The organism is Pedobacter panaciterrae, assembly GCF_013204795.1.
Taxonomy (GTDB): domain Bacteria; phylum Bacteroidota; class Bacteroidia; order Sphingobacteriales; family Sphingobacteriaceae; genus Pedobacter; species Pedobacter panaciterrae.
Map to the genome: position 1 here is coordinate 92,923 of NZ_JABMKW010000008.1, position 23,859 is coordinate 116,781.

Here is a 23,859-nt window from a genome sequence, read left to right on the forward strand (position 1 = left end):
CACAAAAGTACTAACTTTGCTTAACTTTTTAACGAAATAAAGAATTATAATGAAATTATCGTGATACTCCATATTTAATTATTAACCCAACACTTAGTTCGGGCGATAAATAATCGCTGTTAACCTTAACTGCCAAAAAGAGATTTTTTAGGAGATGAGGACTACTTATGCCAAAAAAGAAAAATTACATTTATGAAAACAATACAATTACTCTCATTATTAGGCGGAATGTTGCTATTTGAAGCATGCAGCCCCACACAAAGCCAAACGCAGGAAGAAACTATTCAGGAATATCCGGTTTCAACAGTACAACCGAAAGATGCTGTTCTCAATACAGATTACTCAGCAACTATACAGGGTCAGCAGAACGTAGAGATCAGACCAAAAGTAGATGGGTTTGTAGAACAGATACTTGTTGATGAGGGTGCAGTTGTTAAAAAAGGTCAGTTACTTTTTAAAATAAATGCCCCCCAGTACGAACAGGAGGTTAGAACAGCTACGGCCGCCATAAAAAATGCTGAAGCTGAAGTAAGTACTGCAAAAATGCAAGTCGAGAAAACCTTGCCTCTGGTAAAAGAAGAGATCATTAGTAATTATGAACTTAAGCAGGCAAATTTTAATCTGCATGCTAAAGAAGCTGCACTTGCACAGGCAAAAGCTAGTTTAGTTAATGCCCGCACTAATCTTGGCTATACTCATATAAATAGTCCTGCCGATGGGGTGGTGGGAAACTTACCCTATAAAACAGGCAGTCTGGTTAGCAGTTCATCTCCACAACCGCTAACAACAGTTTCAAATATTGCAAGTGTTTTTGCCTACTTCTCCTTCAATGAAAAGCAGTTTCTGGATTTCACAGAAAACAACAAAGGGAAAACCATAAAAGATAAGCTAATGAATATTCCTCCGGTAACACTTTTGTTGGCCAATGGAACAGAATATTCAAAAAAAGGCAAGCTGGAAACCTTAAGTGGATTAATCAATACAGAGACGGGTTCAGTTAATCTTAGGGCAAGTTTCCCCAACCCCGATGGATTAATTAGGAGTGGCGCCAGTGCACTTATTCGCATCCCATTAAAAGTAAGCAATGCACTTTTGGTCCCTACTAAAGCAACCTTCGAAATGCAGGAAAAAACGATGGTCTACACCGTTAAAAACGGTGCGGTAAAAAGTACTGAAATAGAGATAATGGATGTCCCTTCTGGTGAATTTTATGTGGTAACAAAAGGACTGAACCCTGGCGAACAGATTGTGACGGAAGGAATGGGAAGCTTGAAAGATGGAATGAAAATCAAAGCAAAACACTAAAATATTATGTTAAAGAAATTTATAGATAACCCGGTCTTGTCTACCGTTATATCGGTTATCATAGTTATAATGGGGTTACTAGGCCTATATTCATTGCCTATTTCCCAGTATCCAGACATTGCTCCACCCGCCGTTGAAGTAAGTACCTCATATCAGGGAGCAAGTGCGGATGTGGTCATGAAAAGCGTAATTGTACCGCTCGAAGAAGAGATTAACGGAGTAGAACACATGACTTACATGACTTCTAAAGCAAGTAATGACGGTAGTGCCAGCATTACAATAAACTTTAAGCAAGGTACAGATCCGGATATGGCTGCAATTAATGTGCAGAACAGAATCACCAAAGCTACAAGTTTGCTGCCAGCGGAAGTAATCAAAGTTGGCATTACCACCAGTAAGCGGTTGAATAGTGAAGTATTTAGTTTTCTGTTGTACAGCGAGGATGGAAAGTATGATCAGAAATTCCTCGACAACTATTTAAAAATTAATGTGATGCCTCAAATCAAAAGAGTTGAGGGAGTAGGGAATGCCGCTGTATATGGAGGTATGGATTACAGTATGAGAATCTGGCTTAAACCAGATGCCATGGCTGCTTATGGGTTAATCCCTTCTGATATTACAGAAGCGCTTGCAGAGCAAAACATAGAAGCTGCACCAGGTAAAGTAGGAGAGAACAGTGGTCAGGCATTCCAGTATACCTTAAAATATACTGGTCGCCTTGAAAAACCTGCACAATTTGAAAACATCATACTCAAATCTGTAGGTAATGGTCAGGTACTTAAGTTAAAAGACATTGCTGAGGTAGACATGGGCTCTTTTACTTATTCGAGTACCATCATGGCGCAAGGTCATGAATCACCATATGTTGCAATCAATCAAACTTCAGGTTCCAATGCCAATGAGATCATAAAGAAGTGTATAAAAATATTGGACGATGCTTCATTAACCTTTCCAAAAGGAGTCAAGTATAGCGTATTCGCCAATGCAAATGAGTTTTTGGATGCTTCAATTTCTAAGCTTATAGTTACAATTATTGAAGCATTTATATTGGTATTCATTGTAGTATTTATCTTTTTGCAGGATTTCCGTTCTACCTTAATTCCGGCCATTGCAGTTCCGGTAGCTATTATAGGAACATTCTTTTTCCTTAAACTTTTTGGATTTACGATTAACCTGCTTACACTTTTTGCCCTGGTTCTGGCCATTGGTATTGTGGTAGATGATGCCATTGTAGTAGTAGAGGCGGTTCATGCTAAATTAGATCAGGGTGCTAAATCAGCAAAAAAAGCAACTATGCATGCCATGAGTGAAATTAGCGGGGCTATTATCTCTATAACCCTCATTATGGCTGCGGTATTTGTTCCGGTAACTTTTGTTACGGGGTCGGTTGGGGTATTTTACAAGCAGTTTGGGTTAACACTTGCTGTGGCCATTATCATATCTGCAGTAAATGCACTTACTTTAAGTCCGGCACTTTGCGCATTGTTGTTAAAACCACATGGCGAGCATCATGAACAGAAAACCGGCTTTTTACAGCGCTTTTATGCAGGGTTTAATGCTTCATTCAGCACCATGACTAACCGTTATAAGAAGTCGGTTGTTTTTCTGATTGCGAAAAAATGGATTGCATTTGCGATAATCATTGTGTTTAGTCTTTTATTCTGGTTTTTGGTTAAAACCACTCCAACTGGATTTGTGCCTAATGAGGATAGTGGTTCCATATATGGTAACGTTATTTTACCTCCGGCAACTTCTTTGGAACGTACTGAATTCATTGCAAATAAAATAGATAGCATCGCCAGATCTATTCCTGAGATTGAATTGTCATCTAGAGTTGCCGGTATGGATTTAATGAGCGGCACCGGGAGTTCGTATGCGGCTATATTTATCAGGTTAAAGCCATGGAAAGAAAGAACAAAAAAAGGGCAGGATATTAAAAGTATTGTTGGTCAGTTGTTCGCAAAAACTGCAGAAATTAAAGGAGCCAATATCATTTTCTTTGCCGCACCAACATTACAGGGGTTTGGAAATAATGATGGTTTCGAATTTCAGTTGCAGGATAAAACAGGAGGTAGTTATAAGGCTTTTGATGCAGTAATTGGGAAGTTTATGGGAGCACTAAATCAGCGTCCTGAAATTATGTATGCTGCTACATCATACAACACAAGTTTTCCGCAGTACGAGGTTAATGTAAACGTTGCGAAATGCAAAGAAGCAGGTGTTCCTGTTAACCGCGTACTTGGAACGCTGCAAGGCTATTTGGGGGGTATTTATGCGTCAGACTTTAATCGTTTTGGTAAACAATACCGTGTAATGATTCAGGCTGAAGCGGAACAGAGAACCAATAAAGAGGCCATCAATAGAATATTTGTTAGGAATGATAAAGGGGCTATGGCTCCGATATCAGAGTTTATTACACTTAAAAAAATCTATGGCCCGGAATTTATAAACCGCTTTAACTTGTTTACGGCTGGTGCCGTAAATGGCGCACCCAAGCCTGGTTATAGTTCTGGTGATGCGATAAAAGCAATTCAGGAAGTAGCTGCCCAAACCCTACCACAAGGTTATACTTATGAATTCTCCGGTTTAACACTAGAAGAGTTGTCTAGTGGTAGTCAAACCCTATTGATCTTTATGCTCAGCTTGCTGTTCATTTATTTCTTATTGAGTGCCCAGTATAAGAGTTATATTCTGCCATTCTCAGTGCTGCTTTCTTTGCCTATAGGACTGGCTGGAGCATTCTTGTTTGCACGATTATTTGGGCTTGATAATAACATATTTCTGCAAATAAGTTTAATTATGCTCATCGGCTTACTTGCAAAAAATGCGATCCTTATTGTGGAGTTCGCATTGATGCACCGCCTTAGTGGTATGAGTTTAATCCAGTCGGCAATTTCAGGCGCTACAGCCCGACTAAGGCCAATTTTGATGACCTCTTTTGCCTTTATCTTCGGCTTGCTTCCCTTGATGATCGCTACCGGAGCAGGGGCTTTAAGTAACCGCTCAATAGGTACCGCAGCGGTTGGTGGGATGCTTGTAGGTACAGTATTCGGGGTGTTTGTAATCCCTGCATTGTTTGTAGTTTTTCAATCTCTGCAAGAGAAAATATCTGGAGTACGCAAAAACAATGAAGTTTTATAATTCGTAAGAAATGAATATAATGAAAAAATTTATAGGGCTAATAATTTTGCTGACCATGTTGGTGTCGTGCCAGGTATCAAAGAAATACGAAAGGCCAGCAATAGATACAAAGAATCTTTACAGGGATCAGCACGATACAGATACAGTTACCATTGCCACTATGCCATGGCAAAAGTTGTTTAATGATTCGCTGTTAATTGAATTGATAACAGAAGGATTACAGCAAAACCTTGATCTGAAAATAGCTGTAGAACATATAAATGCAGCCAGAGCTAATTTTAAGCAAAGTAAAGCTGCTTTTTTACCAGACTTAACTGGTAATGCGGCCATAACCCAATCAAAATTGGCCTACCCTCAAGGATTTGGTATTATCAGCTCATCAACCCAGTATGATGTGGGGTTAACGGCCAGCTGGGAAGCAGATATTTGGGGTAAGCTTAAAAGTAGTAAGCGTAGTGCACTAGCTGGTTTACTGCAAACGGAAGAAGCGCGAAAGGCTGTGCAAACACAACTGATCTCTGAAATTGCAAATAACTATTTTACACTTTTGGCCTTGGATGAACAGCTAATTGTTTTAGAGAAAACGGTTGCTAACAGGAAAACGGATGTAAGCACAATGAAATCTTTAAAAGCAGCTAATATAGTAACCGGCGCCGCTGAAGTGCAGAGCGAAGCCAATCAATATGCGGCAGAAGTTGCTATACCCCGTTTAAAAAGGCAAATAAGAGAAACGGAAAATGCTATGAATGTTTTACTGGTTCGTAAAGCAGGTTCAGTAAATAGGAAAGCACTAGAATCTCAACAATTACCCTTTGATCTGAATATCGGTATTCCTGCCCAATTACTCCAGAACCGACCTGATGTTAAACAAGCAGAGTATGCTTTTATGAAGGCTTTTGAAACAACTAATGTTGCCCGACAGCTTTTTTACCCATCACTCAACATCACAGCTTCAAGTGGCTTTACCAGTTTTAGTTTTAAAGACTGGATTACACCCTCTGGGTTGTTTGCAAATGTTGCGGCAGGAATAACCCAGCCTATCTTTAATAAGGGAGCAAATAAGGCTAGACTAACAACTGCCAGGGCTGCTCAACAGGAATCGGCGTATCTATTTCAGAAATCCTTATTGAAAGCGGGAGAGGAGGTTTCTAATGCGCTTTTCTCTTACCAAACCGCAATTGAACAGCAAAACATAAGAACTAAACAATTGCAATCGCTGCAGAAATCGGTAGATTTTACCAAAAAACTGTTGCGTTATAGTTCTGCAACAAATTATACAGATGTATTAACTTCTGAACAGAACTTGCTATCGGCACAACTCGATAATATTGGTGATAAATTACAGCAATGGCAGGCAGTAATTAGTCTTTATCGCGCTCTTGGGGGTGGTTGGCAATAAAAGTACAGAGGAGACAGTTTGTTCTTATAAGGATTGATACTCTGGAAGATCTTTTATAAAGACAAACTGTTCCTCTTTGTGGTCTATTGTTGCATAACAATGCATTAGTCCGTTGGTTACTACCAGCCATTTGGTTTTATGAACAGAGTTGTACCTGGCCGCCTGGTCAAAAGTAGCCTGACTTATCTTAACAGAAGGTGCTTTACATTCAATAACCATTATTCGCTCTCCATGGGTACTGAATATTACAATATCTGTTCTCTTTTGAAGTTTATTTAAGTTAAGTCCGCCTTCTATTTGAATAAGCGACTTTGGAAATTTCTTTTCCAGTATCAGAAACTGGATGAAATGTTGTCTAACCCATTCTTCGGGTGTTAGTACCAGATGTTTTTTTCTTACTTCGTCAAAGATAAAATAACGCGACTCCTTTAGTGTGATCTTGAAAGGATATTGTGGTAGGTTAAGTGCTGTTGGTGTGAATGACATTTTTGTAAAAATAGGCAAAAAATTTTATCTAAGTTTGACCTATCATATGAGTGCTGCAGATATAATCAAAGACATTAAAGCCAGAAAGTTTAAGCCTGTTTATTTACTACACGGCGAGGAACCTTATTACATCGATCAGATCATTCATTACATGGAAAATAATGTACTGAATGATATGGAAAGAGGGTTTAATCAAACTGTTTTGTATGGGAAAGATACAGACATGGCTACTATTATGAATGCTTCCAAGCGTTATCCTATGATGTCTGATTATCAGTTGATCATTGTAAAGGAGGCTCAGGATTTGAAGTGGGCCAAAGAGACAGAAGGGAGTAGTAAAGAGGCTGAGTTTGTGCTCAATTACTTTGAGAAACCCATGCCTACCACCATTCTGGTATTAGGTTATAAGTATGCTAATTTCGACAAGCGTAAAAAGATTTATAAAGCCATTGATAAGAGTGGTGTTATATTCCAGTCAGAACTGGTTAGAGATTACAAATTAGCCGGATGGATAGATGATCTTGTAAAAGAGAAAGGTTATAAAATTGCTCCACAGGCATCCGCCCTGATGGCTGAATACCTGGGTACAGACCTTTCCAAGATTGCTAATGAAATAGAAAAGCTGCTTTTAAATATTACTAAAGAAACAACAATTGACACTGATCTTGTTCAAAGAAATATAGGAATAAGTAAAGAGTACAATGTTTTTGAATTGCAAAAAGCACTGGCAGTCAAGAATATTTTGAAATGTAACCAGATCATCAATTACTTTGCCGATAATCCAAAAGCCAATCCAATGGTTATGGTTATGGCCAACCTGAATTCTTATTTCTCAAAGATTTTAAAATATCACTACTTGCAGAATAAGGGCGATGCTGCTAAAGAATTGGGTGTGAATCCATATTTTGTTAAAGATTATGAAGCTGCTGCACGTAGCTATAGTCTAAATAAAACCTTTGATATCATTAGCTTATTAAGGGAATACGACTTAAAGAGTAAAGGTGTAGACAGTACCGGTAACACCACCGATGGCGAGTTGTTAAAAGAGCTGTTGTTTAAAATGACCCATTAATAGTTTGAACCTAATTACCTGACTTTATTTCAGGATGTTTGAATTGTATAATAAATGCTTTGAAATGTGTAGTTAATATTTATGCTCACTAGTGTAGATTTGTTTTATTATAAAATATAAATTAGCTATGATACAAGCCAAAGGATATGCAGCACAAAATGCTGAAACAGATTTAGCACCCTGGGACTTTGAACACCGGGAAGTAGGTCCGCACGACGTTCAACTTGAAATATTATATTGTGGTGTCTGTCACTCGGATCTTCATCAAATAAAGAATGATTGGTTTCCAGGAGTATTCCCAATGGTGCCGGGTCATGAGATTGTTGGTAAGGTAATTAAAGTGGGCGACCATGTAAAAAGGTTTAAAAAAGATGATCTTGCTGGTGTAGGATGTATGGTTGACTCTTGCCAGACTTGTGAAAACTGCAAGGAAGGATTAGAGCAATATTGCCTTGAAGGAAGTACCCAAACCTATAACAATAAAGGTAGAGATGGTGTACCTACTTACGGAGGTTATTCCAATACCATTGTAGTTCGCGAAGAATTTGTACTCCACATTTCGGATAAATTACCCCTTGCGGCCACAGCACCACTGCTTTGTGCAGGTATCACCACTTATTCGCCTCTGCGTCATTGGAAAGTTGGTAAGGGTCATAAATTAGCCGTTTTAGGTCTTGGTGGTTTAGGACATATGGGAGTGAAATTTGGTGTAGCTTTTGGTGCTGAAGTAACCGTTTTAAGTACATCAGCTTCAAAAGAAGAAGCAGCGAAAGCTTTAGGTGCCCATCATTTTGTAGTTACATCTGATCCTGCTCAGGTTGAAGCTGTAAGAGGTTCATTTGATTTTATTCTTGATACTGTTTCTGCAGAACACGATATGGATATGTACCTGTCATTGCTAAGAACAAATGGGACACAGATTTGCGTTGGTGTTCCATCTCAGCCTTATGCCATTCAGCCCTTTTCACTTTTAGGCGGCCGTAAAAGCATTGCAGGCTCAGGCATAGGTGGTATACCTGAAACTCAGGAAATGCTTGACTTCTGTGCTGAGCACAATATCGTTTCAGATATTGAAATGATTGACATCAAAGATATAACTGCTTCGTATGCAAGAATGCTTAAAGGTGATGTTCGCTACAGATTTGTAATTGATATGGCTACGCTTTAATATTCTAATCTCTTTCTTTTAAAAATCGTATTTAAATATATTTAAATACGGTTTTTTTTTGATTTGACCGTAAACTCGGCCATTCAATATATATGGTTTTTAGCATAAATAATCTTAATAATTCCCGGTAATTAATCAGAAGACTTAATGAAATTTACTTTCTAAAAATAAATACAAGGCAAATTTGATAATATTAATAATTAGAATGATTATTAATGAATAAAATGAACAATAAGTGAAAAAATCTTTACTTTTATCATAATATTTATAATATGATAAGACGTTTATCTTTACTGACGCTAGTTTTATTCTTTTATCATATTTCTATAGCATTCTCGCAAATTGTTATAGATCAGGTTGCATCTGGACCTTACACGCCTGAGTCAACTATAGCCGCAACTTTTAGTTTGGGTGCTACCTGTTTACAACCAGGTAATTCGTTTAATCTTTATCTTGTATCGCCCCAGGGAGTTGAAAAATCTATCGGATCCTATACCGGCTTCTACTCAACATTTGTAAATGGAGTAATCCCTCCGGGTACTACCGCTGGAACAGGATATAGGCTTAGGATTAAATCAACATTGCCAGTGTTTACTTCTTCAGATTCAAACCCATTTGATATAAAAGCAGGAGGAAAGGCAACAGTTGCTATAAATTCTAATTCTAAAGCGAGCACAAATCCCCTAACATTTGGAACTTGTAATACCGATGAGAACACACCAACAAAAGAATTTTTCTTTAACAACGAATCGAACACAGGAAACGTAACTGTAACTTTTAAAAATGAGTTGAACCCTGGAGTGCCACAAACAATAGCTTTTGGTGCTGTCGGAACTCCAATATCTTATACTGCATCACTTGCTCATTACACTATGTTTGTGAAAGCCACAATGCCCGATGGGTCGGTGGGTACAAAGGCATACTTTCTGATTAACAATCTTGCTGTAACTGCATTTACCACTACAAGCGGAAATACAGTATGTTTTCCCGTTGGTACATTCGAATATCGTGTTGATGTATCCAATAAAGGTATTGGAGTAAATTTTCCCGGTAACATTTATAAGGTAGACTGGGGAGATGGCACGTCTAACGAGTATACATATTGTGACATCAAGCAAAACAATGATCGTATAAGCCATACTTATACAAAGTCTTCCTGTGGGTTGTCATATCGATCTGGCAACCAAACCTTCTATAATGCTTTTGGTGTAAATGTTGGCTTAATAAGTCCGTTTTGCGGTGCAATCGGCTCACCTCTATCTACACCTGCAAAGGTAGTTACCAGACCAAAGAATCTGTTCTCTTTTCCTCCTATAGCATGTGTTAACGACGATATTATTTTTAACAATCAATCTCTACCCGGTGAACAGGCCAATACCAATTTTCCAGGTTGTGCACCAAATGATGTAAAATACAATTGGTACGTGGATGGCGCTCTTGCTGCTTCAGCTAAACCACTTACCTATAATTTAGTCCATAAATTTGTCACTACTGGAAAACATAAAATACGGCTTTCGTCAATCAGTGATGGAAATTGTCAGGCCGATGATCTGGAGTTAGAGATTTGTGTACAGGAACGACCAAAACCAAGTTTTACCTTACCAGATAATTTGATTTGCTTAACCCCGGGAGTGCTTACTCCGGCAAACACTTCGGTTTTAGATAACACGTCGTGCCCCTCAACTCCGGTTTATACCTGGAATGTAGTTCCGGCGCAAGGAGTATCTTATCAGGGAGGAACTAGTAATTCAAGCGTAACCCCACAATTTAAATTTTCTCAATCGGGTGTATATAATATTACACTCTCTGTTAAAACCGGAACCTGTCAAGAAATTACATTGCCACAAAAGATTGTAGTAAATACTGAGCCACAGGCAACTTTATCTCCGGAACAAAGACTTTGCCAGAAGGGTGATTTCGTATTTGGTCCTAATGCGACGGATACAAAAACGACTGTCAATGGAACGGCTGAAGATCTTTCAGATACCTACACATGGGAAGTTATCGGAACGGGTGCTTACTCTTTTGTAGCTCCAAGTACGGCAAACAGCAAATATCCAACCATAAATTTCGCTGATTTTGGTACTTATACAGTTAGCCTAACCCATAAAAATAATTGTGGAACCATTACCGTTAGTCAGAAAATAACATTTATAGAGGCACCGGTTCCAACTATCGTTGCAAATTCAAACCCCATTTGCAACAAAGCATCGGTTACTTTAACAGGGGCAATTTCAGGAAGCTATACCTCCTTTACCTGGGATAATGGAATTAATAATATTAATTTTTCAAATCCTTCTGATCTTACTACTGTATATACGCCAAGTGTCGCAGAGCGTAATGCAGGAAAGGTAACCATATTTTTGAGGGTTAATACGGGAGTGCCAGGCGCTTGTGCTACAGTTTTAAAACAAATAGACATTATTATACTTCCTGAAAATAAATTAACCAATACAAATAACACTAAAGTAGTTTGTACGGGCAATCCAGTAGATTTTATTCCAAAATCTACTGTTGATGGAAGCACATTTAAATGGACAGCAACAAATAATGATGGCTTAGCTACCGGATATAGTCCAACAGGAACGGGAAATATTACCGATATAATCACAAATACCAGTGCAACAAGTAATACGGTTGTTAGCTATACCATTATACCTCAAAAAGATGGCTGCGACGGAGAGCCATTTATTTTAACAGTAACAGTTACCCCGAAACCCATTTTAACTGCTACAGTAGCAAAGGCAGTCATATGTACTGGTAATCCATCTGGTATTTCATTGAGCTCAAATTTAGGCAATAACAATACCTTGTATGTTTGGACAAGTACTGCAAGTCTGGTTACAGGCAACACGAATCAGGTTACTCCCGTATCTGTTATTGCAATAAATGATATCTTAACCAATAGCGGATTAAATGAGGGAAGTGTTACTTATACGATTACCCCAATTGTTAATGGTTGTCCGGGAAATCCGAAAACTATTGTAATCAAAGTACATCCCACAATTACAGTGGCTGATGCAGGTGCCGATCAATCCATCTGTAACCAGTCTACTTATACTTTAAAAGGTAATGCACCCAAAGCTAGCGAAATAGGTAAGTGGACTGTATTGCCTGCAGGGCCTCTAATTACTGACCCTACAGCTTACAATAGTGCAGTAACCTCACTTAATCCCGGACAACGTTATGTTTTTACGTGGACAATTACTTCGCCAAGTTTGTGTTCAACTACAGATGATGTGGTTATTGATAACTTAGAAGCACTTCAAAATACCATCACCAACACATCAGGAACAACTGTATGTTCCGGGCAACAGGTTACCATTAATGGCGATGTACCCATTGGAGGTAAGCCTCCATATACCTATAGATGGGAAATAAGTACTAATCCAAGTACGAGTTGGACAATAATTCCTGATGCAACTAGCCGGGATCTGACCGTTACAATTCCTGTGAGCGCTTCGATTAGGCGTATAGTATCAGGTGGTGCTTGTGAAACCATAAGTAATGAGGTAAACCTGATAGCGCTACCACCAATAGCGGGAAATACAATTGGCGTAGATCAGGTCATTTGTTCCGGCAGTATTCCTGCTCCTTTAACTGGCCCACGACCTACCGGTGGCAATGGTTCAGATTACACCTATAGTTGGGAAAAAAGTATAGACAATGGGGTTAATTGGGTAGTTATAAATGGCGAAACAAAACCAACATATGCACCGTCTGCTCTAACTGTATCAACAAAGTATAGAAGGATAGCAAGTAGTGGCCTTTGTTCTGGTGGTCAGGCTAGCACTAGTAATAGCATAAGCATTACCGTTAAACTGGATGCACTTGCCAGTTTTACATTTGCATCTGATAAAGGATGTACGCCATTTAATATCGACAACCAAAATGTAAAAGCAATTGTTGATGTAAATCGAAATGATATTTACATCTGGTATGTAAATGAAACAGAAATCGGCAGGGGCGCTCAATTTCCTGGTTATCAAATCGCAAACGACAATGAATCCGTTATTATTAAGCTAGTAGTTACCAGTAAACAGGGGTGTAAAGCTGATGAAATGTCTCATGCATTTTCGACCCGGCAAAGCATTGCTGCGTCATTTACACAAGATAAATCCGAAGGATGCGGTCCGCTACAAGTTAGTTTTGTAAATACTTCCACTTCTCTTGTTGATGCTGATTTTAAATGGGACTTTGGCAATGGTATAACTTCTTCTTTAGTGATGCCCCCTCCAATCACTTTTCAGCCACATCCCCAAGGAAAAGATACCACTTACGTAACTACCTTAAGCGTAACTTCGCCATGCGGAACTAATGTGTTTACTTCATCAGTCTTTGTTAAAGCCCAGCCAATCGCTGTATTCTCACCAAATAAAACCGTTGGCTGCTCTCCAATGAAAGTTACCTTTAGCAATACCTCTCCCGGTGGTACAAATACTTACTATTATGATTTTGGAGATGGCGCCTTTCTTACTAGAACAGATAAACTACCTGTAGAACATGTTTATGTAACTGGAACAATAAAAGAGTATACCGTGAGAATGCGTGCGGAAAATGAATGCGGCAGTCAGGAAAGCAGTTACGTTATCCAGGTTTCCCCTAACACTGTTTTGCCTGAGCTAGTGGTAAACAGCTCAGAAAAAAGTGGCTGTGCACCATTTCTTGTGAATTTTCACAACAATTCTAAAGGGGCGAATCTATTTAGATATGATTTTGGAGACGGTGGGAGTAGGGTAACAAGATCAGCACCAGAAATTGTACAATACACATTTAAAAATCCAGGAGTATATAAAGTTGTACTTACTGCTTCAAATGGCTGTTCAGACACGACCACGACCGAGACAATCACGGTACTTGAACAACCAACAACCAACTTCACAGCAGACAAAACGGTTGGTTGTCCTGGCCTTCAGGTAAAATTCACCAACACAACCACTGGTGGATTGTCCTACCTATGGGATTTTGGAGATGGAACAACTTCTACAGAATTCGAACCAACGCATGTGTATAGCGGTTCTCTTTCATCTTATACTGTTACACTAACAGCAACAAATAGTTTAAATTGTCCAAATACACTTATACAAAGTGATTATATAAAAATTACAGCACCACCTATCGCACAGTTTTCAGTAGATCCTGGCATTGAAATTAGCATACCTTCTTATACATTTAGTTTTATAGACCAAAGCACCAATAGTCCAGATCAATGGCTATGGGATTTTGGTGATGGTATAACTTCGATAGACAGAAACCCAAAACATACCTATGCAGACACGGGGCTTTACAAAGTAACTTTAAAAGTGATCAATCAAAGCGGATGCTTTACTAGCTCCTTTAAGAATGTGAGAATTAGTGGAGTGCCCGGATATCTGTTTGTGCCAAATTCGTTTATACCCGGTAGTGAAAGTAGCGAACTTCGACAATTCAGAGCTAAGGGTTCAGGAATTAAATCATGGAGGATGTCAGTTTTTAACAAATGGGGACAACTCATATGGGAAACAACAAAGCTTGACGAAGGACATCCCCAGGAAGGCTGGGATGGAACATACCGCAATGTGGAATTACCCCAGTCTGTCTATTACTGGAAAATTGATGTCGAATTCATTAATGGATCACAATGGAAAGGCATGACATATAATAATAGCGCACCAAAACGAACGGGGCCAATTCATTTAATCAGATAACATGGCAAAGACATTAAAGATTCTGTTGATTTTGCTAATTTTTATAGGCATTGAATTTGCATCTGCACAAGATCATATTTATTCACAGTTTTTTAACCAGCCTATATATTTAAATCCTTCATTAACCGGTCAATTTGAAGGAGATATTAGAATGAACCTTGTTTATAGAAATCAATGGTCAGGCTTAAGTGGTGATCTGTCCTATATCTCCGCTTCGGCCGATTTGAATATTGCCAAATTTCCGGGAGGAGTGGGATTGATTTTTAATCGTTCCAGTGAGGGAACTGCCTATTTAACTAAAAACAATGCGGCTGCTACATATTCTTACAGTGTCGGTGGCGATGATTTTGTACTGTCATTTGGTATACAGGCAGGTTTTACCAATAGAACGATAGACTGGAACAAGTTGGTCTTTTCCGATCAGATTGATCCTCGCCTAGGATATGTTCCTGGCAGTATCTCTGCTGCTGAACCACCTGATATCTCCAATAAGTTTTTCTTTGACGCAGCAACAGGTGTAAACCTTGTTTACCGTAACTTTATGCTTGGGACGGCATTACACCACATTAACAGGCCCGACGAATCCTTTAGCGGAACGCAAGCCAAGCTTCCAATGAGAATTACCGTAAACGCAAGTTTCAAAATTCCCCTCACTCCATATTTTGATTATAACCAAGATGAAGGTGCTTCTCTTATACCTTCTGTAGTTTACTACAGACAGGCAAGTAATAGCAACGTTAGTCTGGGAGCTCAATTTAAATACAAAAGCCTAAATACAGGTCTTTGGTATCGAACGGGCCCCCAGAACGGCCCTGATGCAGTTGTTCTTTCTCTTATTTTTGATCTTTTTAAAGGAAGGCGTAATGGAGAAAAGGTGAGGCTAGGTATAAGCCATGATGCTACCATTTCAAAAATTAATTATACAAATACAAGCGGTACTACTGAGGCTAGTATTGGATACGAAAAGTACTTCCCGAATAGTTCTGGTTACAATCGTTTTAATGGGCTAAGGTGCTACGACTTCTTTTAGATAATGATATAAATAAAGGAATAAAAAGTATATTTTTGTCAGCGGTTTTGTCAACGAATGTATCAAAAACCCTTTTTAAACTATGAAGAACACACAGTATTGGTTAGTGAAGTCAGAACCTTTTAAATATAGCTGGGAGAAATTTAACAAAGACGGCAGAACCTTTTGGGATGGTGTACGCAATTATCAGGCACGTAATAACCTGAAAGAGATGAAAGAAGGGGATCTGGTTTTATTCTACCATAGTAATGAAGGTAAAAATGTAGTTGGTATAGCAAAAGTGGTAAAAGAGTTTTATCAGGATCCAACTACCAGTGACCCTAACTGGGTTGTAGTAGATCTGGCTCCGGTCGAGGCACTTAAAAATCCTGTTAGTCTGGAACAGATCAAAGCAGAAGAAAGTCTTAAAGACGTTTCATTGGTTAGACAAGGCAGGTTATCTGTAATGCCACTTAAAGCCGAGGAATTTGATAAAATATTAGAGATGGGTAGCTAATGCATCCCCGAATAAGGTTCTGCTCTTACATATTTCTTTGTTAAGAGCAGACCTATACTCATTATCAAACTCGATCCTAATACCACAACAAATAAGAAAGAAGTTCCTACTTCTGGTATTTTAAGCGCATGAGGTAAATTAAAATACAGCAGGATGCTAATCAGTCCTCTTGGCGCAATAAAAGCCTCCGCTCCACTATTTTCCCTTCTAAAGATTTTAAGATAAACAAACCTGATCACAAAGATAGATGCAAGCATAATCAAACCGTTTACAAGAACAATTTGATCATTAAGCTGATAAATGTTCATTGTAAATCCGAATATTACAAAGAAAAACGTTCTTAAAATAAATGCACTTTCAGCAGATAACTGATGTAGTTGTGTTAAATCATTAGATAGATTCTTGTAAATAAAAATACTTCTAAACCAGGCGTACTTGATGGTGTCTGCATTGTTTAAAAACAGACCGAAAGAGAGTATTAAAACAAGGGCCGACAAGTGGTACGACTGCCCAATAGCATACACCATTATCAATATAGAGATGATCAGGAAAAACTTTATGTGATGTGATATTTTTCCCATTACATAAAGCAAAACGATGCAGGAAATAGCCGATAATATAACTATCAGTATCGTATTTAGTCCTAAGCCAGTAAACGAAGAAGTAGAGATGTGAGGATTAGATATGGCAAAATTAAAGAGTATGATCCCCAGAATATCAGAAAAAGAAGATTCATAAATGATAAACTCTTTTCCTTTTTTAGATAGTGCTGCGGCAGATGGAATAGCTATTGCAGAGCTAACCACACTAAAAGGAATTGCATTGCTAAAGCACGTGTAAAGGTCGCGGCCGGTAATCTCGTATATAATAAAAGTGATCACAGAAACCGAGGCGATCAGTATTACAAGTGCCGATAGAAAAGCACCCTTAATGATTTTATTTTTATCCCGATCGTATTTCAGTTCAAGTGATCCTTCAAAAACGATCATGATCAAACCCACAGTACCAAGAGCAGGTAAGATCTTTAGAAAATCGAAGGTTTCTATCTTAAGGTTATCTACAAGTACGCGCAGGCCTATTCCTAAAAGCAATAGCAGCAGTACAGAAGGTAATTTAGTTTTACTGGCAACAAGGTCAAATAAATAAGAGAAGATGACCAGGCCGCTTAAAATAATCAGTGTAGTGTACGTCGTCATTTTTCCTATTTATTTAATAACAGCATTCCTGCTGTTATTGTTTACTCCTTAAAAAAAAGGGCTTTCAACTCAATAGCGTCATTTGGCAACATCTTTCCACTCAATATCAACCGCAATTGTCTTCTTCTTAAAGCCCCGGCAAATAATTCGATTTCTTCCTCAGTCTCAGGTTTCAATTCCGGAACAGGAATAGTTCTTCCACTTTGGTCAACCGCTACAAAAGTATAGTAAGCCTCATTTGATTTTACCCTGCTTCCCGAAGGAATATTTTCTGCCCAAACATCCAGTCTTACCTCAACAGAAGTATTAAATGAGCGTGTAACCTTAGCCTCAATCGTAATTACATCCCCAAGTTTTATAGGCTGTTTAAATGATACATTATCTACAGAAGCTGTAACCACAATTCTATTGCAATGTTTTTGAGCCGATATTGCAGCAGCAATATCCATCCAATGCAATAATCTGCCCCCCATTAAGTTATTAAGCGTGTTGGTATCGTTGGGCAATACCAACTCATTCATTATGGTGAAGGAATCCTTCGGACTTTTTACTTTTGTACTCATCTCAGGCAAAAGTAAACAAAATTCAACATAATCACTTTTACGAGATAAAAGGAGTCAACTAGCTTTGGGTTTCTTGATGATTTTGTATCTTAGTTGTACGGCATGAAAAATCAAACGCTGATACAATATTTTCACTGGTATTATCAAGAAGACGTTAAGCTATGGATTAGGGTTGCCGAAGAGGTGCCAACATTTGTTGAACTCGGAATTACAGGCCTTTGGCTACCGCCAGCTTATAAAGCAACCTCAGGAGATATTTCTGTAGGTTACGATTCCTACGATCTTTTCGATCTTGGCGAGTTTGATCAAAAAGATTGTGTAGCTACCAAATACGGAACTAAAGAAGAATACTTAAGTGCAATTAATGCACTAAAAGCAAGCGGCATAGCAACTATTGCCGATGTGGTGCTTAATCATAAGGCCGGTGGAGATGAGCTGGAAAAGATAAAAGTGCGGAAAGTAAACGACCTGAATCGTAAAGAGTTTATTTCGCCTGTTATAGAAATTGAAGCATGGACTAAATTTACATTTCCAGGCCGAAAAGGTAAATATTCAAGTTTTATCTGGGATTACCATTGTTTCAGCGGGCTCGATTTTGCCGCTAACCTGCAAGAAGGAGGGATTTTTTCAATTCAGAACGAATTTGGAGAGGGTTGGGAAGATGTTCCTTCCAAAGAACACGGCAATTACGACTACCTGATGTTTAACGATATAGAATCAAGAAATCCCGCCGTGAGGCAAGAACTGAAGGAATGGGGCGAGTGGTACTATAACACCTGTGGAATGGATGGTTTTAGAATGGACGCCGTCAAACACATCTCCCATAAATTTTTAAATGAATGGATTGACCATATGAAGAGTACTTTTAAAAGGGAATTCTTTATAGTAGGTGAGAACTGGGTGGTTGATAATGTAGAAGAACTTAAATCTTACATTGAACTTACCGAAGGCCGCATGAAGCTCTTCGATTCGGTATTGCATCAAAATTTATATGTTGCCAGTCAGCAGCGGGAAGCATACGACCTCAGTAATATTTTTGAAGGAACACTTACGTTGATAAATCCATACTTATCAATCACATTTGTTGATAACCACGATTCGCAGCCTTTGCAGGCATTGGAATCATTTGTTGCCCCGTGGTTCCGTCCTTTGGCATATGCACTTATTCTTTTACGTGAGCAGGGCATGCCTTGCTTATTCTATCCCGATCTTTACGGCAGCGCATATAAAGATAAAGACCACAATGGAAACGAAGTAGAAATAGAGCTTTCTGCGGTGTTCGAATTACCAAAGCTGTGTACGGTTCGTAAAGATCTTTCTTATGGTGTTCAGCGCGATTATCTGGATCATCAAAATTGCATAGGGTGGACAAGGGCAGGCGAAGATGAAAATCCGGGTTCTGGTATTGCGGTGCTTATGAGTAACAGTGGTGCAGGAATTAAAAACATGGAAATGGGTGTTAAACACGCCAATAAAACCTTTACAGATGCACTTGGTAACATAACTGAAGAAGTGGTAGTAAATGAAGAGGGATGGGCAGCATTTCTATGTGCCCAGAAAAGTGTTTCAGTTTGGGTGTTAAAAACTGATTAACGCTTTACGTTGCCAACATTGGAATATCCAATTAATTCTTCCCAACGCATACCCGGTTTTTTATAATAGGCAAATACCTGGTACGTATTTAAAGTTTCAAAGAATGAACCTTCAAAAATTGCCTGGTCAATTTTTCCAGTATCCTTGTTTAACCAAACATATTTATAATCATAAAGCCCTTGTTTAAGCAATATGTTTCCGTAAAAACGTTTACGCGAAGATTCAAAGTTAAGCTTACTGGCCTCGTTTAAAACATAATTGTTAAACCTGCCAACAACATAAGCTTCTCCATTAGGAGTAGGGGGTACCGCATTTAAGGTAAACATCACATTCGCGTAATCACCTTCTGTTGGATCATCGCTGCCTTCTTTGTTTCTGATAAAGAAACTACCATTCTCATCAACTAGGTTGCTGTATTTCACCTTGCTGGTATTGATGTCCGGAAAAAGCACCACTCTTGTTGTCGTATCCTTTATAATTTCCTGCACATTATCGCCTTTATACCGTAAGCTACGGATATCAAACTTTCGGAACTCATTACCTGCCAGGAAATCGTTGCTATTTACCTCGTTATAAGCCAATGAGCCGGGCTTAATAAAGTTCGGTTTTGTATTTATAATTGCCGTCTGCGGATTTCCATTCTGCATCACTATCGCTTTCAAATCCGTATAGGGATTCTGAATAGGCATTTGATGTAAAATAGTAAAGTTGACCTTCTGGTTGCTAAAACGCAGCGATACCTGTGAACTGGCCACTACATCTACGCCAATATTTACCACATTATCTACCACATAAAACTGCTGAGAAATAACCGGTTTTTGCTGGTTACCTTCTTCATACACCTTTAAAATATAGTTGCCCGAAATTTTAGGCCTGATCTGAGTATTCGGTAAAGTCAGTTGGTAATGTGTGTACTTTTGGATAGTTCCAAATGAGTATTTATACTCGGTTATCCTATCCTCACTTAAGCTTTCCAGATAATCTATGGTCGATAAGCGGGATGATTTCCAATCTGAAGTGCAATGTTCAACCGTATACCAGTAATTTTTGCTTCCGGCATTAAGGTCGTCAAATGAAAATACCAATCGTTCATTTGATTTTAGGGCAATTACAGGCAGAGATTGTTCTTGTTGCGAGTTGTAACACTGTACCGTCTTTATTGTAGGTTGGTACACCTTGTTTTCATATACAAATTGCTGATTTTGTGCAACAGCAATTTGTATACTTAACAACAGCAAAAAAAATAATCCTGCAGGTTTTATCATTTACTTTCTAGTTCCATTATTTCAGAAGCTAGGTCTTCCCAGGTATTTTGGGCAGTATCCAACTTATGCTTGGCAGCTAAATATTTTTTATTTGTTTCAGCAAGTTTACCTGCATCCGAATAAATTGCTTCATCAGCAATCTCGGCTTCTATAGACTTAACATCCGATTCAAAAGTTGCAATCTCAACCTCAATTTTTTTCAGTTGATCATTTAGCTTTTTAAGCTGTTGCAAACTGTTTGGAGTAGCAGGTTGTTTTTCTTCTAAGGCCTTTTTAACTTCTTTTACCTCTTTATCAGGTCTTACAGGAACACTGGAAGGTTTTGCAGGAGGTCTTTTGCTATTCCATTCTTCGTATTCAGCATATGTTCCCGGATATTCTTTAATGTCTTTGTCTTCTATGAACCAAATTTTATTAGCAACATTATCTAAGAAATACCTATCGTGAGATACCGCAATAAAAGTACCTTCATATTGCTGTAATGCCTGAATCAGGATGTTTACAGATTGTATGTCAAGATGGTTGGTCGGCTCATCCAGGATCAGGAAGTTAGAGTCAGTTGTTAGCGATTTAGCTAAAGCAACCCTTGATTTTTCACCTCCCGACAATACACGGATCTTTTTGAAAACATCATCACCGGTGAAAAGAAAACATCCTAATATACCACGCAATTCCGTGTCGGTATGTTTAGGTGCAAAGGCCTGTAATTCTTCAAGAATAGTGTTCTCAAGGTGTAACGACTCCAATTGATGCTGAGCAAAAAATGTAGTAGTAACATTATGACCTGTTTCACATTTACCTGTAAAGCCTTCGGCACCTGCTATAATTCTAAGCAAGGTCGATTTACCCTTACCGTTAGCACCAATCAAAGCAATTTTATCGCCTTTTTCAATCACGCCTTCTGCATTTTCAAGAATCTCTACATTAGGGTAGCTTTTTGTGGCGCCTTCAATTCTGATTACATGACGGCCAGATGGTTTGGAGAATTTAAACTGGAAGTTTACAGTAGGATTGTCATCATCCACGTCTTCCACACGCTCCATTCTATCCAATGCTTTCATCCTCGACTGAGCCATTTTAGCTTTAGAAGCTTTTGCTTTAAAACGTTCAATTAAGCGCTCTTCCTGCTTAATTTTAGCTTGTTGATTTTTAAATTCTCCTTTTTGAATTTCACCGCGCAGTGCTTTTTCTTCAAGGTAGAAACTGTAATTACCGGCATAAGAAGTTAGTTTTCCTTTGCGCGATTCAACAGTTTTGTTTACTACCTTATCCAGAAAATACCTATCGTGAGAAACAATTACAATAGCACCTTCAAAGGTTCCAAGATAAGTTTCTAACCATTTAATAGACGGTAAATCCATGTGGTTGGTAGGCTCATCAAGTAATAAAATATCAGGTGTTTGCAATAGAATTTTGGCAAGCATAACGCGCATGCGCCAACCTCCCGAAAAGGTATTTAGCGGTCTTAACTGATCCTGGGTACTAAAACCCAAACCAGCTAAAATCTCATTAGCTCTATATTCTATATTGTATCCATCTAAAGCTTCAAATTCCTGTTGCTTATCGCTCAGTTTATTTAAAACCTCTTCAGAATAATCTGTTTCTATTTTTTTAAGTAATACCTCAATCTCATCGTGCAATTGGTTCTGGCGTTCAAAAGCCTCCATTGCAACGTGTAATATACTATGGTGAGAATCGTAAGAAAGTAAATCCTGGTTTAAGTAACCTATTTTTAAGTCTTTAGACATAGAAATAGTACCCGAAGAAGGAGCATACTCACCTACTATTATTTTTAAAAGTGTAGATTTTCCTGTTCCATTGGCACCAATTAGCCCAACGCGGTCGCCCGGTTTAATGTGCCAGTTTGCCTCGTCATATAAGGCTCTGGAGCCTATCAGGAATGTTAAGTCGTTTATCGAAATCATGTGGCTGCAAAAATACAAACAAATTCCTATCTTCGTCCCATGTACCGTTTAATTAAGCCTATATTTTTTCAATTTGACCCCGAAAAAGTGCATTATTTCGTCGTTAAGCGACTGAAATGGTTTCATGAACACTTTCCGCTTGGCGAAACTATCCTCAGAGGAAGCTTTGATGTGAACATTAAAGGTCTTGAACGCGAAGTTTTTGGTATCAAATTTAAGAATCCTGTAGGCTTAGCCGCCGGCTTCGATAAAAACGGTGAGTACATAGAGGCACTAAGTGATCTTGGGTTTGGATTTATTGAGGTAGGTACTGTAACTCCATTGCCGCAACCTGGTAACGATAAGCCAAGGATGTTCCGCCTGGAAGATGATAGCGCAATTATCAACCGAATGGGTTTTAACAACAAAGGTGTAGATACACTTGCTGAAAGGCTAAGGCTGTTAAAAAGTAAAAATAGCGATATTGTTGTAGGTGGTAACATTGGTAAAAATAAAAATACCCCAAATGAGGATGCATTAAGTGATTACATAAAATGCTTTGACCGCTTATTTGAGGTAGTCGATTATTTTGTAGTAAACGTAAGCTCTCCAAATACTCCGGGATTAAGGGCTTTACAAGAAAAAGAACCATTGATGGAGCTGTTAAATACTTTACAGCAACGCAATAATAAGAATAACATCAGCAGGCCAATTCTGCTTAAAATAGCACCCGATCTTACCAATGAACAATTGGACGATATTGTTGAAATTGTAATGACTACAGGTATCGCGGGAGTAATTGCTACCAACACAACTATAGATAGAAGTAGCCTGCAAAGTCCGGAGCCGCTTAAGAGCGAAATGGGTGGTTTAAGTGGTAAGCCACTAACACATCGTTCTGTTGAGGTGGTTAGGTATTTATCTACCAAGTCAAACAAAGCATTTCCAATAATTGGCGTAGGTGGGATTCATTCTCCTAAAGATGCACGGGATATGCTTGATGCAGGTGCTTCATTAGTTCAACTGTATACCGGTTTCATTTACGAAGGCCCAGGGCTAATCAAAAGGATTTGTAAAGAGCTGTTAAGATAATCCCTTCTCCGGTTTTTGTGCGCGATCCTAAAACGACATAGGCATGCCTTGTTAATGATAAAGGTCGTTCAGAGTCTTTTCAAAGTCGTTTAAGAGTCGTCTGAAAGTCGTTTAAAAAATGAGCATAAAAAAAGCATCCCTGTTTTTCAGAGATGCTCTAATTTCTTTTTAGAAAAGAAACTTATGCTTTAGCAGTAAGTTTTAATAAGACCGCGTTGTTTTTAGCTAACTGATCTGTTGTAGATTGACGTGAACGGCTACCCAATTCGATGTTAGTAGCAAGTTTTAAGTTTTTCACATCTAATTTTGCGAAAGTTTTATTTCTTCTGTCTTTTCTTTTTAATCTGGTAACTGCCATGTTAATCTTTTTTTATTTATTATAAATCTTGAGGTCGAGAGCGGATTCGAACCGCTGTAGGAGGTTTTGCAGACCTCTGCCTAGCCACTCGGCCACTCGACCCT

The 23,859-nt window shown here is 38.6% G+C and carries 16 protein-coding genes and 1 tRNA gene; 10 read left to right on the forward strand and 7 right to left on the reverse strand.

What is annotated here, in order from left to right; all coding sequences use genetic code 11:
* Positions 1 to 192: 192 nt before the first annotated feature.
* Genes HQN86_RS02625 through HQN86_RS02635 form a run of 3 tightly spaced genes read left to right on the forward strand, consistent with a single transcriptional unit; the run spans position 193 to position 5,845 of the window.
* On the forward strand, positions 193 to 1,305 hold the full coding sequence (locus HQN86_RS02625; RefSeq protein WP_172659494.1) for an efflux RND transporter periplasmic adaptor subunit: 1,113 nt from the start codon (positions 193 to 195) through the stop codon (positions 1,303 to 1,305).
* Positions 1,306 to 1,311: 6 nt separating this feature from the next.
* On the forward strand, positions 1,312 to 4,446 hold the full coding sequence (locus tag HQN86_RS02630; protein ID WP_172659495.1) for an efflux RND transporter permease subunit: 3,135 nt from the start codon (positions 1,312 to 1,314) through the stop codon (positions 4,444 to 4,446).
* Between the two features lie 19 nt (positions 4,447 to 4,465).
* The gene (locus HQN86_RS02635) at positions 4,466 to 5,845 is read left to right on the forward strand and encodes an efflux transporter outer membrane subunit (protein WP_172659496.1); all 1,380 of its coding nucleotides are present in this window, start codon (positions 4,466 to 4,468) and stop codon (positions 5,843 to 5,845) included.
* A gap of 24 nt (positions 5,846 to 5,869) precedes the next feature.
* Here HQN86_RS02635 and HQN86_RS02640 read toward each other — a convergent pair whose 3' ends face one another.
* Positions 5,870 to 6,331 carry a type I restriction enzyme HsdR N-terminal domain-containing protein gene (locus HQN86_RS02640; protein WP_048907053.1) on the reverse strand — a complete coding sequence of 154 codons (462 nt, stop codon included), beginning with the start codon at positions 6,329 to 6,331 and terminating at the stop codon, positions 5,870 to 5,872.
* Between the two features lie 46 nt (positions 6,332 to 6,377).
* On the opposite strand from HQN86_RS02640, the gene holA reads away from it, so the two are divergent.
* The 5 genes from holA to HQN86_RS02665 all read left to right on the forward strand — a co-directional run bounded on the left by holA (position 6,378) and on the right by HQN86_RS02665 (position 15,784).
* Positions 6,378 to 7,403 carry a DNA polymerase III subunit delta gene (gene holA, locus HQN86_RS02645; RefSeq protein ID WP_172659497.1) on the forward strand — a complete coding sequence of 342 codons (1,026 nt, stop codon included), beginning with the start codon at positions 6,378 to 6,380 and terminating at the stop codon, positions 7,401 to 7,403.
* A gap of 127 nt (positions 7,404 to 7,530) precedes the next feature.
* On the forward strand, positions 7,531 to 8,571 hold the full coding sequence (locus HQN86_RS02650; RefSeq protein WP_172659498.1) for an NAD(P)-dependent alcohol dehydrogenase: 1,041 nt from the start codon (positions 7,531 to 7,533) through the stop codon (positions 8,569 to 8,571).
* Positions 8,572 to 8,843: 272 nt separating this feature from the next.
* Positions 8,844 to 14,258: a PKD domain-containing protein gene (locus HQN86_RS02655; protein ID WP_172659499.1), complete on the forward strand. Its 5,415-nt coding sequence runs from the start codon at positions 8,844 to 8,846 to the stop codon at positions 14,256 to 14,258.
* A 1-nt stretch (position 14,259) separates the two neighbouring features.
* On the forward strand, positions 14,260 to 15,288 hold the full coding sequence (locus HQN86_RS02660) for a PorP/SprF family type IX secretion system membrane protein (protein ID WP_172659500.1): 1,029 nt from the start codon (positions 14,260 to 14,262) through the stop codon (positions 15,286 to 15,288).
* An 82-nt stretch (positions 15,289 to 15,370) separates the two neighbouring features.
* The gene (locus HQN86_RS02665; RefSeq protein ID WP_172659501.1) at positions 15,371 to 15,784 is read left to right on the forward strand and encodes an EVE domain-containing protein; all 414 of its coding nucleotides are present in this window, start codon (positions 15,371 to 15,373) and stop codon (positions 15,782 to 15,784) included.
* On the opposite strand, the gene HQN86_RS02670 is transcribed toward HQN86_RS02665, so the two are convergent.
* The gene (locus HQN86_RS02670) at positions 15,781 to 16,980 is read right to left on the reverse strand and encodes a cation:proton antiporter (protein ID WP_048907047.1); all 1,200 of its coding nucleotides are present in this window, start codon (positions 16,978 to 16,980) and stop codon (positions 15,781 to 15,783) included. The two genes, HQN86_RS02665 and HQN86_RS02670, sit on opposite strands and share 4 nt — an antisense overlap.
* Positions 16,981 to 17,021: 41 nt before the next feature.
* Positions 17,022 to 17,543, reverse strand: a complete 522-nt coding sequence (locus HQN86_RS02675; protein ID WP_172659502.1) for an acyl-CoA thioesterase — start codon at positions 17,541 to 17,543, stop codon at positions 17,022 to 17,024.
* A gap of 102 nt (positions 17,544 to 17,645) precedes the next feature.
* Here HQN86_RS02675 and HQN86_RS02680 point away from each other — a divergent pair, with 102 nt between their 5' ends.
* Positions 17,646 to 19,136: an alpha-amylase gene (locus HQN86_RS02680; RefSeq protein WP_172659503.1), complete on the forward strand. Its 1,491-nt coding sequence runs from the start codon at positions 17,646 to 17,648 to the stop codon at positions 19,134 to 19,136.
* Here the strand turns inward: HQN86_RS02680 and HQN86_RS02685 are convergent.
* Positions 19,133 to 20,401, reverse strand: coding sequence for a type IX secretion system plug protein (locus tag HQN86_RS02685; protein ID WP_172659504.1), 1,269 nt, complete (start codon positions 20,399 to 20,401; stop codon positions 19,133 to 19,135). The two genes, HQN86_RS02680 and HQN86_RS02685, sit on opposite strands and share 4 nt — an antisense overlap.
* Positions 20,398 to 22,326, reverse strand: a complete 1,929-nt coding sequence (locus HQN86_RS02690) for an ABC-F family ATP-binding cassette domain-containing protein (protein ID WP_172659505.1) — start codon at positions 22,324 to 22,326, stop codon at positions 20,398 to 20,400. The genes HQN86_RS02685 and HQN86_RS02690 overlap by 4 nt, the downstream gene beginning before the upstream one ends.
* A 39-nt stretch (positions 22,327 to 22,365) precedes the next feature.
* On the opposite strand from HQN86_RS02690, the gene HQN86_RS02695 reads away from it, so the two are divergent.
* Complete coding sequence (locus HQN86_RS02695) at positions 22,366 to 23,397, forward strand: quinone-dependent dihydroorotate dehydrogenase (RefSeq protein ID WP_172659506.1); 1,032 nt, start codon at positions 22,366 to 22,368, stop codon at positions 23,395 to 23,397.
* Between the two features lie 181 nt (positions 23,398 to 23,578).
* On the opposite strand, the gene HQN86_RS02700 is transcribed toward HQN86_RS02695, so the two are convergent.
* A complete protein-coding gene (locus HQN86_RS02700; protein ID WP_048907043.1) occupies positions 23,579 to 23,755 on the reverse strand; it encodes a hypothetical protein in 177 nt (58 codons plus the stop codon).
* A gap of 31 nt (positions 23,756 to 23,786) precedes the next feature.
* Positions 23,787 to 23,857, reverse strand: a tRNA-Cys gene (locus HQN86_RS02705).
* Positions 23,858 to 23,859 lie beyond the last annotated feature (2 nt).